This window comes from Mycobacterium simiae (assembly GCF_010727605.1).
Lineage (GTDB): Bacteria > Actinomycetota > Actinomycetes > Mycobacteriales > Mycobacteriaceae > Mycobacterium > Mycobacterium simiae.
In genome coordinates, this window is record NZ_AP022568.1 from 286,864 (window position 1) to 299,518 (window position 12,655).

Annotated in this window: 10 protein-coding genes; 3 read left to right on the forward strand and 7 right to left on the reverse strand. The window is 66.5% G+C overall.

The genetic code is table 11. The features are described from left to right. Positions 1 to 29: 29 nt before the first annotated feature. The 6 genes from ppc to G6N33_RS01180 all read right to left on the reverse strand — a co-directional run bounded on the left by ppc (position 30) and on the right by G6N33_RS01180 (position 6,847). Positions 30 to 2,861: a phosphoenolpyruvate carboxylase gene (gene ppc / locus G6N33_RS01155; protein ID WP_044511394.1), complete on the reverse strand. Its 2,832-nt coding sequence runs from the start codon at positions 2,859 to 2,861 to the stop codon at positions 30 to 32. Between the two features lie 45 nt (positions 2,862 to 2,906). Beyond that, positions 2,907 to 3,140 carry a preprotein translocase subunit SecG gene (secG, locus tag G6N33_RS01160; protein WP_044511391.1) on the reverse strand — a complete coding sequence of 78 codons (234 nt, stop codon included), beginning with the start codon at positions 3,138 to 3,140 and terminating at the stop codon, positions 2,907 to 2,909. A gap of 59 nt (positions 3,141 to 3,199) precedes the next feature. Further along, positions 3,200 to 3,985, reverse strand: a complete 786-nt coding sequence (tpiA, locus tag G6N33_RS01165; protein WP_044511390.1) for a triose-phosphate isomerase — start codon at positions 3,983 to 3,985, stop codon at positions 3,200 to 3,202. Further along, entirely contained in the window at positions 3,982 to 5,220 is a 1,239-nt protein-coding gene (locus tag G6N33_RS01170) for a phosphoglycerate kinase (RefSeq protein ID WP_101528797.1), read from the reverse strand. Before G6N33_RS01170 ends, tpiA begins: the two co-directional genes overlap by 4 nt. Before the next feature lie 2 nt (positions 5,221 to 5,222). Continuing rightward, entirely contained in the window at positions 5,223 to 6,242 is a 1,020-nt protein-coding gene (gap, locus tag G6N33_RS01175; RefSeq protein WP_044511386.1) for a type I glyceraldehyde-3-phosphate dehydrogenase, read from the reverse strand. A 221-nt stretch (positions 6,243 to 6,463) separates the two neighbouring features. After that, positions 6,464 to 6,847, reverse strand: a complete 384-nt coding sequence (locus G6N33_RS01180; RefSeq protein WP_163771440.1) for a hypothetical protein — start codon at positions 6,845 to 6,847, stop codon at positions 6,464 to 6,466. A 772-nt stretch (positions 6,848 to 7,619) separates the two neighbouring features. Here G6N33_RS01180 and G6N33_RS01185 point away from each other — a divergent pair. The 3 genes from G6N33_RS01185 to G6N33_RS01195 are packed head-to-tail and all read left to right on the forward strand — an operon-like array spanning position 7,620 to position 11,260. Beyond that, positions 7,620 to 8,360 carry a 1-acyl-sn-glycerol-3-phosphate acyltransferase gene (locus G6N33_RS01185; protein WP_408632781.1) on the forward strand — a complete coding sequence of 247 codons (741 nt, stop codon included), beginning with the start codon at positions 7,620 to 7,622 and terminating at the stop codon, positions 8,358 to 8,360. 3 nt (positions 8,361 to 8,363) lie between these two features. After that, complete coding sequence (gene fadD12, locus G6N33_RS01190) at positions 8,364 to 10,001, forward strand: acyl-CoA ligase FadD12 (protein WP_044511384.1); 1,638 nt, start codon at positions 8,364 to 8,366, stop codon at positions 9,999 to 10,001. After that, positions 10,001 to 11,260 (forward strand): alpha/beta hydrolase, encoded by a 1,260-nt coding sequence (locus tag G6N33_RS01195; protein WP_044511379.1) that lies wholly within the window; start codon positions 10,001 to 10,003, stop codon positions 11,258 to 11,260. Before fadD12 ends, G6N33_RS01195 begins: the two co-directional genes overlap by 1 nt. A 4-nt stretch (positions 11,261 to 11,264) precedes the next feature. On the opposite strand, the gene G6N33_RS01200 is transcribed toward G6N33_RS01195, so the two are convergent. Continuing rightward, positions 11,265 to 12,653: a WS/DGAT/MGAT family O-acyltransferase gene (locus G6N33_RS01200; protein WP_044511377.1), complete on the reverse strand. Its 1,389-nt coding sequence runs from the start codon at positions 12,651 to 12,653 to the stop codon at positions 11,265 to 11,267. Positions 12,654 to 12,655: the final 2 nt, after the last annotated feature.

Genomic DNA, 12,655 nt, shown 5'->3' on the forward strand with positions numbered 1-12,655 from the left:
CGCTTGGGCGCCTCCCTGCCCTATGCCCGTTATCCGCTGTTGCGTAACGCGCTGGCCAAACCGTTCATCGTCAACAGGATTCCGCGCTTCACCAACTCGTCGTCGTCACCCGAGCGGTATCGCCGCAACAGCTCCACCTGCAGATGATTCAGTGGCTCCAGGTAGGGGAAACGGTTGAACACCGAGATCGCCAGCGCCGGGTTGTCGGCAAGCAGGTCATCGTGGCCGGTGATCAACTTGTGCATCGCGATCGTCCGCTGGTGCTCGTCGACGATTTTGTCGAACACCCTGCGCCGCAACGCCTCGTCGTCGACCAGCTCCGCATAGCGCGCCGCCAGCCCCAGGTCGCTCTTGGCCAACACCTGTGCCATGTTCGACAGCACGCTGCGGAAGAACGGCCACCGTTCGTACAGATCGTGCAGGATCTCGACGCGCTCGTCTTCGCTTTCGGGTCCCGCCCCAATCCATCGCTGGAATGCCGATCCGGTGCCGTACCAGCCGGGCAGCATGACGCGCGACTGACTCCACGCCAGCACCCACGGGATGGCGCGCAGATCCGAGATCGACTCCGTGGGTTTGCGCGAGGTCGGCCGGCTGCCGATGTTCAGCGACCCGATCTCGCTGACCGGTGTGGAGGCCTTGAAGTACTCGACGAAACCCGGTGTGTCGTGCACCAATTCGGTATAGGCCTGGCGTGCCAGCGCGGCGATCTCGTCGAGCACGGCGTATGCGGGCTCCGGATCGTCACCGAGACCCTCCACGTCCAGCAGCGTCGACTCCAACGTCGCCGCCACCAGGCTCTCCAGATTTCGTTGCGCCAATTGCGGTTCGGCGTACTTGGCCGCGATCACCTCGCCCTGCTCGGTGAGGCGCAGCGACCCGTTGACCGCTCCAGGCGGCTGCGCGAGGATGGCTTGGTAGCTCGGGCCGCCACCGCGCCCGACGGTGCCACCGCGGCCGTGGAAGAGCCGCAATCGGATTCGATTCGTGCGGGCCACGTCGGCCAGTGCCAACTCGGCGCGGTAGACAGCCCAGTTCGCGGTCAGATATCCGCCGTCTTTGTTGGAGTCGGAGTAGCCCAGCATCACTTCCTGGCTGTCACCTCGAGCCGCCACGACCGCGCGATACAGCGGGAGCTCCAGCATCGCCTGCAGGATCGTCGCGCCGTTGTGCAGATCGTCGATCGTCTCGAACAGCGGGGAAATTCCTACCGGACAATAGGGTTCGGGTCCGGACACATCGAGCAGGCCGGTTTCCTTGAGCAGGATCGCGGCCTCCAGCACGTCGGACACGGACTGGCACATCGAGATGACGTAGTTGGGCACCGCGGCCGGGCCGTAACGCTTGACGGCAGCAGCGGCGGCTTCGACCACACTCAACTCCTGGTGGGCCAGTTCGGACAGCTGGGCGCGGTCGGACAGCAACGGACGCCGGGTGCTCAGTTCGTCGACCAGCAGCCGCACCCGCTCGTCTTCCGGCAGCGAGCGGTAGTCGTCGTGCACCCCGGCCCAGGCCAGCAACTCGGCGATCACTTCCTCGTGCACATCGGAGTTCTGCCGCATGTCCAGGCCACTGAGGTGAAATCCGAAGACGTGCACGCTTTCTCGCAACAAGTGCAGCCGGTCGTCGGCGAGCAGCGTGCTGCCGTGGCTGCGCAACGAACGGTCGACGATGTCCAGGTCGGCGCGCAGTTCGCCGGGCGTCGTATAGGCGTCCAGACCGAGGTCGAGCAGGTGCTGCGGTTGCGCATCGAGGATTTGGGCGGCGGTCGCGCTGAGTCGCGCGCGGATCACCCGCACGGCCCGCCGATACGGTTCGTCGGCCCGCGCCGATTCCGGGCAGCTCTGCTCCAGCGCGGTCAGCTCGGGGCTGACGGCGACCAGCCGCGCCGACATCGAGAGCTCCTGCTCGAGTTCGGTGAGCTCGGACAGGTGATGTGCCAGCGCGGTGTACGCGGCGCTGCCGGTGGCCCGCCGTACTACCGCGGCGGTCACATTGGGGTTCCCGTCGCGGTCGCCGCCGATCCACGACCCCGGCTGCAGGATGGGTTCGGACAGCAGGTCGGCGTCGGGCCAGCGGGCGCGCAGCGCCTCCCGTACCCCGGCGTTGACCTGTGGGATGACCTCGAACAAAGCGGCCGCGTAGTACCGCAGGCCGACGTCGATCTCGTCGGTGATGTGCAGCCGGGACACCCGGTTCAGCGCGGTCTGCCACAGGGTGAGCACCTGCCGGCGGAGCTCACGTTCGATGCTTCGGCCCTCGGCGGTCTCCCGGTGCCCCTGCGCGTGCAGGCGCATCAGCTCGGTGATCCGGTGTTGGGCCACGAACACGGTGCGTCGGCGGATCTCGGTGGGATGCGCGGTAATCACGGGGGAAACCAGTGCGCCGCGCAGCGCGTCGGCGACGGTGGCCGAATCCAACTCCGCGGAGTCCAGTTTTGCGTAGGTGGCGGCCAGGCTGCTGTCCTGTGGCGGTTCGCCGGCGTCGATGTGGATCTTGCGCCGCCGCGCCCGGTGAATGTCTTCGGCGACGTTAGCCAGCAGCGCGAAATGGCTGAACGCGCGGATGGTCGGGATGGCCATGCGGATGTCGATCCCGTCGAACATGTGCGAGATCTCGGCGCGATCGATCTCCGAGCGGCGCACCCGGAATGATTCCACCCGCGCGCGTTCGACGAGATCGAAGACGGCGTCGCCGTTCTGCTCGCGCACGGTGTCGCCGAGAATGCTGCCAAGCATCCGGATGTCGGCGCGCATCGGTTCGGTGGCCTCGCGGCCCACCTGGGTGCGGTGCACGGCGCCAATCGGCGCTAGCGCGGCGTCAGACACCCGCCCGGACGCGAGCTCGGAAACCTCAACCATGCGTTCCAGTATCGGTGCGGATCGGGCGGGGCGCCCGCCAAGCGATCAGCGGTACTTGATCATCAGGGCGATTCCGATGATGCACACCAGCCAGATCCCCGTGATGAACACGGTCAACCGGTCCAGGTTCTTCTCCACCACCGTCGACCCCGACAAGCTCGACTGGACGCCACCGCCGAACAGCGTGGACAGACCACCGCCCTTGGCACGGTGCAACAGCACCAACAGGATCACCAGAACACTGGTGACCACCAGGGTGATTTGCAGGGCCAATTGCATGCACCCACCCTACCCAATGCGGTTGCTGGCGCCCTAACCGACGCTCGCGGGCGCGGCACCTAAGGCAACGGGCCGCCCGCGGCGATGGCCGCCAGGGTCGCGAATTGCTCGCCGTCCAGCGAAGCTCCGCCGACCAAACCGCCGTCGACGTCGTCTTGCGCGACGATCTCGCCGACGTTCTTAGCGTTCACCGAACCGCCGTAGAGCACCCGAACAGCGCCGGCGATCTGCGGCGACGCCAACTCGGCGAGCTGCTCGCGGATGGCCTTGCACACCTCTTGGGCGTCCGCGGCGCTGGCCACCCGCCCGGTCCCGATGGCCCACACCGGTTCGTAGGCAATGACGGTCTTGGCGATCTGCTCGGCCGACAGCCCGGCCAGCGACTCGCGCACCTGCCGCTCGCAGTGACTGACGTGCTGGCCGGCCTCGCGGATGTCGAGGTGCTCACCGACGCAGACGATGGGCGTCAGCTCGTTACGCAACGCGGCGGCGGCCTTGGCCGCCACCAGGGCGTCGTCCTCGTGGTGATACGTGCGTCGCTCCGAGTGTCCGACGACGACGAAGCTGCACCCCAGCTTGGCCAGGAAGGTGCCGCTGATGTCGCCGGTGTAGGCGCCCGATTCGTGCGGCGACAGGTCCTGGGCACCGTAGGTCAGCCGCAGCTTGTCGCCGTCGACCAGCGTTTGCACGCTGCGCAGGTCGGTGAACGGCGGCAGCACCGTGACGTCGACCTTGTCGTAGTACTTGTCCGGCAACGCGAACGCGATCTTCTGCACCAGCGCGATGGCCTCGAAGTGATTGAGGTTCATCTTCCAGTTGCCGGCGATCAGTGGCTTGCGGCTCACGCGTCTCCTCCACTCGGGTGCGGCTGACCGAGTACTTCGATGCCGGGCAGCGCTTTGCCCTCAAGGTATTCCAGCGACGCACCGCCGCCGGTGGAGATGTGCGAGAACGCGTCCTGCGGGATCTTCAGCGCGCGCACCGCGGCGGCGGAGTCGCCACCACCGACCACACTGAACGCCCCTTTCCCGGTCGCCGCGACGATCGCCTCGGCGATGCCCCGGGTGCCGGCGGCGTACGCCGGGAACTCGAACACGCCCATCGGGCCGTTCCAGAAAATGGTCCTGGCGTTCGACAGCAACGCGGCGAACCGCTTCACCGAACCGGGGCCGATGTCCAAGCCGATCAGCTCGTCGGGAATCGCGTTGGCGGCCACAAACTGTGGCGGGGAATCGACGGCGAACTTCTCGGTCACCACGATGTCGCCGGGCAGCCGCAACACGTCGGCGTAGGTCTCCAGCAGGCTGCGGCAGGTGTCCACCATCTCTTCTTCGAGCAGCGACTTACCCACCGAATATCCCTGTGCGGCAAGGAAAGTGAAGCACATCCCGCCGCCGATCACGATGCTGTCGGCCTTGGTCGCCAACGATTCGATGACGCCGAGCTTGTCGGACACCTTCGACCCGCCGAGCACTACGGCGTAGGGCCGCTCGGTGGAGCTGGTCAGCTGCTCCAAGACCGCGATCTCCTCGGCCACCAGGGTGCCCGCGTAGTGCGGCAGCAGCGTGGCGACGTCGTACACCGAGGCCTGCTTGCGGTGCACCACCCCAAAACCGTCGGAGACGAAAGCCCCTCCGGGCGAGACCAATTCGGCCAGTTGCTTGGCCAGCGCCAGCCGCTCGCCGTCGTCCTTGCTGGTTTCGCGGGCATCGAAGCGGATGTTCTCCAACAGCAGGACGTCGCCGTCGGTCAGCCCCTCGGCGCGAGCCAAGGCGTCGGTACCCACGACATCACCGGCCAGCTGCACGTGCCGGCCCAACTGCTCACCCAGCGCGGCTGCGACCGGCGCCAACGACAGCTTCGGATCGGGCCCGCCCTTGGGACGGCCAAGGTGAGCGGTGACCACCACCTTGGCGCCCCCGTCCAGGAGTGCGCGCAGCGTCGGAACCGACGCCGTGATCCGGCCGGGGTCGGTGATCGCTCCCGAATCGTCGAGCGGCACGTTGAGATCGGACCGCACCAGCACCGGGCGACCCGAGACGCCTTCGGACAGAAGGTCTTCGAGGTTCGGAACGGCCACGGTTAGAGCGACTTGCCGACCAGTGCGACGAGGTCGACGAGGCGGTTGGAGTAGCCCCATTCGTTGTCGTACCAGGAGACGACTTTGGCTTGGTTGTCGATGACTTTGGTGAGGCCGGAGTCGAAGATCGAGCTGTGCGGGTCGGTGACGATGTCGCTGGAGACGATCGGGGCGTCGTAGTACTTCAGGATGCCCTTGAGCTTGCCCTCGCTGGCGGCCTGGAACGCGGCGTTGATGTCCTCAACACCGGCCGAGGTGCGCAATTCGGCGGTCAAATCGGTGACCGAGCCGGTCGGGATCGGCACCCGCAGCGCATACCCGTCGAGTTTGCCCTTCAGTTCCGGCAACACCAAACCGATGGCCTTGGCCGCACCGGTGGACGTCGGCACGATGTTGAGCCCGGCCGCCCGCGCACGGCGCAGATCTTTGTGCGGGCCGTCTTGCAGATTCTGATCCTGGGTGTAGGCGTGGATGGTGGTCATCAGACCCTTGACGATGCCGAACTCGTCATGGAGCACCTTAGCCAGCGGCCCCAGGCAGTTCGTGGTGCACGAGGCGTTGGAGATGATGTGTTGGCTGCCGTCGTACTTGTCGTCGTTGACGCCCAACACGATGGTGATGTCCTCGTCGCTGGCCGGGGCGGAGATGATCACCTTCTTAGCCCCGGCATCGAGGTGGCCCTGCGCTTTGGCGCGGGCGGTGAACAGACCGGTGGACTCCACCACCACGTCCACACCCAACTCACCCCAGGGCAGCGCGGCCGGACCCTCCCGCACCGCCAATGCCTTGATCTTGGCCGGACCCACCACGATGGTGTCCTCACCCTCAAGGCTCACCTCGTGGGGCAGCCGGCCCAAGATCGAGTCGAACTTCAGCAGATGCGCCAACGTCTGGTTATCGGTGATGTCGTTGACCGCCACCACCTCGATATCAGCACCACCCTGCTCCTGCTGAGCCAGCAACGCACGATAAAAATTCCGTCCGATTCGACCGAAACCATTAATGCCTACCCGGACCGTCACTTGTGTCTCCCTCGCCTTCGCCTGAGTCTCCTGGTAAACCCCTGGCCTTCAGCCTAGAACAGCACTGACAACGGCCGTGGGGCTGGTAGAAGTCCCGGATCTTCGGGGGCGACGCGCCCGTACACTGCGCGGTTCGAGCCGCGGGCCATGGGCGATCCGGCGAGCACTCCCGCCGACCCACCCAGGACGGGCGGGGTGTTGAGGTGACTAGTGACGCGGCCCTATCGAGCGAGCACCCGTGGTCCTCGCGGAGCCGCCGGGGCGTCGGGGGCCAGCCGGATGGGGAACCGGCGGTGCAGGTTCTCGATCAAAGCATCGAGGGTTTCGCGTTCCTGCTCTTCGATGGAGGCCGTGTGCCGGAAGACGGATGCCGTCTCCTCGTCGTTCTTGGCCTCGGCCAGGGCAATTGCCTTGTAATAACCCTCGATCCGCTGTTCGATCAGCCGGCGGTTCTGGATGAGCAGCCGCAGAAAGTAGTCAGCCTGACGCTGGTCCGCGGTGTCCGCGGCGGCCGGGCGATCCAATGCACTGGGGGGCCGGTTCGTGGTCAGCCGTGCCGGCGAGGGGCTCGTCGGGCGAACGTGCCCCAAGGGGGGACGCACCACGGCGCTCGGCGGCGGACACCCGCGCCGGTCCCGCGCACCACTGGGCATGTGCGTTGCAGTTGCAACCGAACGTGTTTCCCGTTCGTCGGACAAACCAGCGAAGTCCATTGAGTCTCTCTCGGCCGACGGTTCTGGAGTAATTGGGGTAACGATAGCTCCCAGAATGTGGCCAACGCCATACGATTCGGGGAGTTGCGTATGTCGCATTTTCTCACACTGCATACACTTCGACCCCCTTCTGCCACGTTGTGCCCAGGTCAGGCGCTGAGAGGTTTTACCTATCAGCATCGAGTTCGCACCGGCACCGTCGCGGCTCGATCCAGCAGTGCTGCGTCGGGAGCAATTCCGTTGCGCGCTGGCCGGATTCGGCCGGCGCAGCGCTGCCGCCGACCGAATGTCCAACTCCGAACACGGCTTTCGAGAATTCGATTCTGGCTGGAATACCACCCTGAGGCGTGCCACTTCGATCGACCGGTGTAACGGTCCGCCGGCTCGGCGACGCGACGGCGGGGCGGCTCCGTCAGCCTGTCGGATGCCCACCGACGACCGGCCGGCGGGCGCCCGGCCGGACCCTAAGGCACCAGCCCCGCCTGTTAGCCCTGGACTATAAGAGCCTAGCTACCATCTACAGACTCAGCGGGAATTCTTCGACCAGCCACGAGACGAAGTCACACGACGAAGCCACAAGGGGGCACCGGTGAGCGAAGTGAGCGATACCGACGGCGATGAACCCGAGATCGGCCAATTCGACCCGAGGCTGACCCAACGTCTGATGGGCGTGCTGCGACCCATGTTGAAGACGTACTTCCGCTCCGAAGTGCACGGTTTGGAATCCTTCCCGCCCGGGGGCGCGTTGGTCGTGGGCAATCACTCCGGCGGCATGTTCCCGATGGACGTCCCCATCTTCAGCGTCGACTTCTACGAAAAATTCGGCTATGAGCGGCCCGTTTACACCCTCAGCCACGACATCTTGTTCCTCGGCGTCACGGGCGGGCTGTTCCGCCGTACCGGTTATATCCGCGCCACTCGGGACAACGCGGCCAAGGCGTTGCAGTCCGGCGGCGTGGTGGTCGTCTTTCCTGGCGGTGACTATGACGCCTACCGCCCGACCCTCGCCGAAAACGTGATCGACTTCAATGGTCGCAAAGGATATGTGAGCACGGCGATCGAAGCCGGTGTGCCGATCGTTCCGGCGGTGTCGATCGGCGGGCAGGAAACTCAGCTGTACCTGACCCGGGGAACCTGGCTGGCCGAACGGCTGGGCATCAAGCGCCTGCTGCGCAGCGCCATCCTGCCGCTCTCGTTCGGCTTCCCATTCGGGTTCAGCGCCGCAATCCCGCCCAACCTGCCGCTGCCGACCAAGATCGTCACGCAGGTGCTCGAACCGATCCATATCACCGAGCAGTTCGGCGAGAACCCGGACATCGATGAGGTCGACGAGCACGTGCGCTCGGTGATGCAAGAGGCCCTGACCGCGCTGGCCGCCAAGCGGCGATTCCCGATTCTGGGCTAAGCGATGGTTTCCGTACTGGATCAGGTTCGCGGTGTCGCCGGCGTAGTCGCCACGCTGCGCCGGGCCGGAATGATCGCACCGATGCGGCCCGACCGTTATCTGAAGATGGCCGCCGCAATGCGTCGCGAAGGGATGGGCATGACGGTGGGGTTCGCCGGCGCCGCGCAACGCTGCCCCGACCGTCCCGCTCTGATCGACGAGTTGGGCACGCTGACCTGGCGAGATCTCGACGAGCGGATCAACGCGTTGGGCGCGGCGCTGCAAGGCCTGCCGTCGGGACAGCCCCAGGTCATCGGAATCATGTGCCGCAACCACCGCGGCTTCGTCGAGGCATTGGTGGCCGCCAACCGGATCGGCTCCGACGTGGTGCTGCTGAACACCTCGTTCGCCGGGCCGGCGATGGCCGAGGTGGTCAACCGCGAAGGGGTCAACGCCGCGATCTACGACGAGGAGTTCGCTGCCACGGTGGACCGCGCTCTGGCCGACAAGCCGGACGCCACGCGCATCGTGGCATGGACCGACGGACCAGCACGAGCCGGCCTGAACACGGTGGAGCAACTCATCGCCGAGCACCTCGGCCAGCAGCCGCGCCGCACCGGCCGCAAGGGCAAGATGGTCCTGCTGACGTCGGGCACGACCGGAAGCCCCAAGGGCGCCAAGCAATCTGGCGGCGGTGCCGGCATCGGCACACTCAAGGCGATCTTGGACCGCACCCCGTGGCGCGCGGAGGAAACGATCGTGATCGTGGCGCCGATGTTCCACGCGTGGGGTTTCTCGCAGCTGATCTTCGCCGCGTCGATGGCGTGCACGATCGTCACCCGGCGCAAGTTCGACCCGGAGGCCACGCTGGACCTCATCGACCGCCACCGAGCCACCGGTCTGGCGGTGGTTCCGGTGATGTTCGACCGGATCATGGAGCTGCCCGAGGACGTTCGCAATCGCTACAGCTGTCGGTCCCTGCGCTTCGCCGCGGCCTCGGGGTCGCGGATGCGGCCCGATGTGGTCATCGCATTCATGGACCAATTCGGCGACGTGATCTACAACAACTACAACGCGACCGAGGCGGGCATGATCGCCACCGCCACACCCGCCGACCTGCGCGCCGCGCCCGACACGGCCGGCAAGCCGGCCGGCGGAACCGGGATCCGGATTCTGGACCCGGATTTCAACGAAGTGCCGACCGGGGAGGTCGGCACCATCTACGTCCGTAACGACACCCAGTTCGACGGGTACACCTCCGGGGCCACCAAAGATTTTCACGCCGGCTACATGTCGTCGGGCGACGTCGGGTATCTCGACGAGAATGGACGGCTGTTCGTCGTCGGCCGCGACGACGAGATGATCGTCTCCGGCGGCGAGAACGTCTATCCGATTGAAGTGGAGAAGACACTCGCCGGGCATCCCGAGGTGGCCGAAGCCGCGGTGATCGGCGTGGACGACGAGCAGTACGGCCAGCGGCTCGCCGCGTTCGTGGTACTCGCCCCAGGCGCGACCGCCACGGCCGAGACACTCAAGCAGCACGTTCGGGAGAACCTCGCCAATTACAAAGTGCCACGCGAGATATCGCTGATCGACGAACTCCCCCGCGGCAGCACCGGGAAAATCCTGCGGGCCGAACTGCAGTCCCGGGTGAGCGGCTAATGCGCAGGCCCAAGCCCAGGCCGCTGTTGCGTGCGGCGGTGGAGTTCCTCAACGCCGCCAACGGTTTACGTCCCCTCGCCCGTAAGGGCTACAGCACCGTGCTGGTGTTCGCGTTCGGCTGGCCGACCTCGGAAGTGCCGGGCGTGTACTTCTCCGCTTCGCTGCTCGACATGCTGCGCCGCGCCCGGCGCGGCGACTTCGCCGGGCGCCGCGGCAAGGCGGCGCTGACGCTGACCGCCGCGTCGTGGGCGATCCTCGCGGTGATCCGGTATCGCGGCGTCACCACGCCCGGACCGGTTCTCGAAGCGGGGCTGCGCGAACAGCTGGGCCCCGACTACGCCGAGGCGCTCACCGAGCTGCCGGCCACCACGCCGCAACGGCGCGGCCGGCGCAACCTACCGCTGAGCAACACCGTGGCCCGGCGCCGCTACGTCGAGAAGACCAACGTCGTCAGCTACGGGCCGCACGGCCGGGCCAACCGCGCCGACATCTGGCGTCGCCGCGACCTGCCCCGCGACGGCAAGGCGCCCGTGCTGGTGCAGATCCCCGGTGGCGCATGGGTGATCGGGATGCGTCGGCCGCAGGCCTACCCGCTGATGAGTCATCTCGCCGCCCGCGGCTGGATCTGCGTGTCGATCGGCTACCGGGTCTCCCCGCTGCACACCTGGCCCGACCACATCGTCGACGTGAAGCGGGCGCTGGCCTGGGTCAAGGAGAACATCGCGAACTACGGCGGTGACCCCAACTTCGTCGCCATCACCGGCGGGTCGGCCGGCGGGCACCTGTCCTCACTGGCCGCGCTGACACCGAACGACCCCGCCTTCCAGCCGGGCTTCGAAGACGCCGACACCTCCGTGGTCGCCGCCGTCCCGGTGTACGGCCGCTACGACTGGTTCTCCACTGAGGGCGACGGGCGCCGCGAGTTCGTGGAACTGCTCGAAAAGTTGGTCGTCAAGCGGAAATTCGCCACGAACCGGGATGTCTACGTCGATGCATCGCCGATTCGGCGGCTGCGCGCCGACGCGCCACCGTTCTTCGTGCTGCACGGGCACGACGATTCGCTCATCCCGGTCGGCGAGGCCCGCGAATTCGTCGAAGAACTGCGCGCGGTCTCCAAGTCGCCCGTCGCATACGCCGAATTGCCCAGCGCCCAGCACGCATTCGATATCTTCAGTTCCCCGCGGGCGCATCGATCGGCCGAGGCCGTAGCGCGATTTTTGTCCTGGGTGTACGCGACCACGTACCTGCGCCGCGACTGACGGCTCAGCCGTCGGCCGCTGCCTTCTCCAGGTCGACCAGCGCCGGTTCGACAGCCTTGGCCATGTCTTCGATGTCGTTGGCGGCCTCGGGCGTCGTCACGAAACCGAAGTCCAGGAAATCGGTGTAGGAGAAGCAAGTGACGTTGAGGGCCACGTCCATCACCGGAGGCCCAAGCGGCACAAGCGATTCCACTTTAGCACCCGCCATGTACAGCGGCATCGGCGGCCCGGGAACATTCGACACGACCATGTTGATCGGGGCTAGGTTCCGCGATAGGCCGGTGGCCGTGTACGCCCGAGCGGCCAGCTGCAACAGCCCCGGCGGCGTCGTCTCGGTCAGACCCATGATCTGATGCGCCGACAATGCCTTAGCCATTTCCTTTGCACTCTGCGTGCTTTCGTAGATCGCCAGCAGTCGCTCGGCGGGGTCCTCAATGTCGGTGGCGAGCGAGGCCGTCATCGAGCTGATCTGGTTGCCGACGTCGGATTGCGAGTCGTCGGTGCGAGTCGACACCGGGATCTGCGCGATCAGCGGCTTGGCGGGCAATTCGCCCCGCGCTTGCAGATATTCGCGGGCAGCGCCGGCCACCAGCGCCAGCACCACGTCGTTGAGCTTGACGCCGAAAGCATCCTTGACGGCCTTGGCGCGGGCCAACTCCACGCGGGTGCCGGTGATCCGGCGATGCGGTGAGACCGGCGCGTTGAATCGGGTCTTGGGCGCGTCGAAATAGCGAGGCGGCCTGCTGCGGACGCCCAGTGCGGCGATCTGCTGGCGCAGCGTCTGCTCCACCAGCCGCGCAATGCGGAACGGCGTCATCACCCCCACGTTGATCAGGGCCCCGATCGCCCGCCGCTCCAGGCCGGGCAGCTTGAAACCCACCAGGGAGCCGACAGTTTCCCGTTGCGGTGGCCGGGGTTCGGGCGTGACGTCCAGCAGAATTTCGCCCAGACCGGCGCCGGAGACGCCGTCGACGATCGCGTGGTGCATCTTGGTCAGTGTGGCGACGCGTCCACCCTTGACGCCCTCGATCACCCAGAGCTCCCACAGCGGTCGGGAGCGGTCCAGCTTGTAGGACATCAATCGGCCGACGAGCTCGTCGACCTCGCGCCGCCCGCCCGGGGCGGGAACTCCGATGCGGCGAATATGGAAGTCGACGTCGAGTTCTTCATCCTCGACGAACCAGGGTCGGTCCAGGCCGAGTGGTGAGCCGGTGACCCGCCAGCGCAACTGCGGCAATTCCGGCAGGCGCTCGATCAGCAATTGTCGGAGCCGCTGAAAACTGTACTCGGGCGCGTCGGTGGGGTCGCAGATCGCCAGCGCGCCCACGTGCATGTGCCAACCGGCAGTCTCGGCAGACCAAAACGCCGCATCGACACTCGAAAGCCGCTGCATGC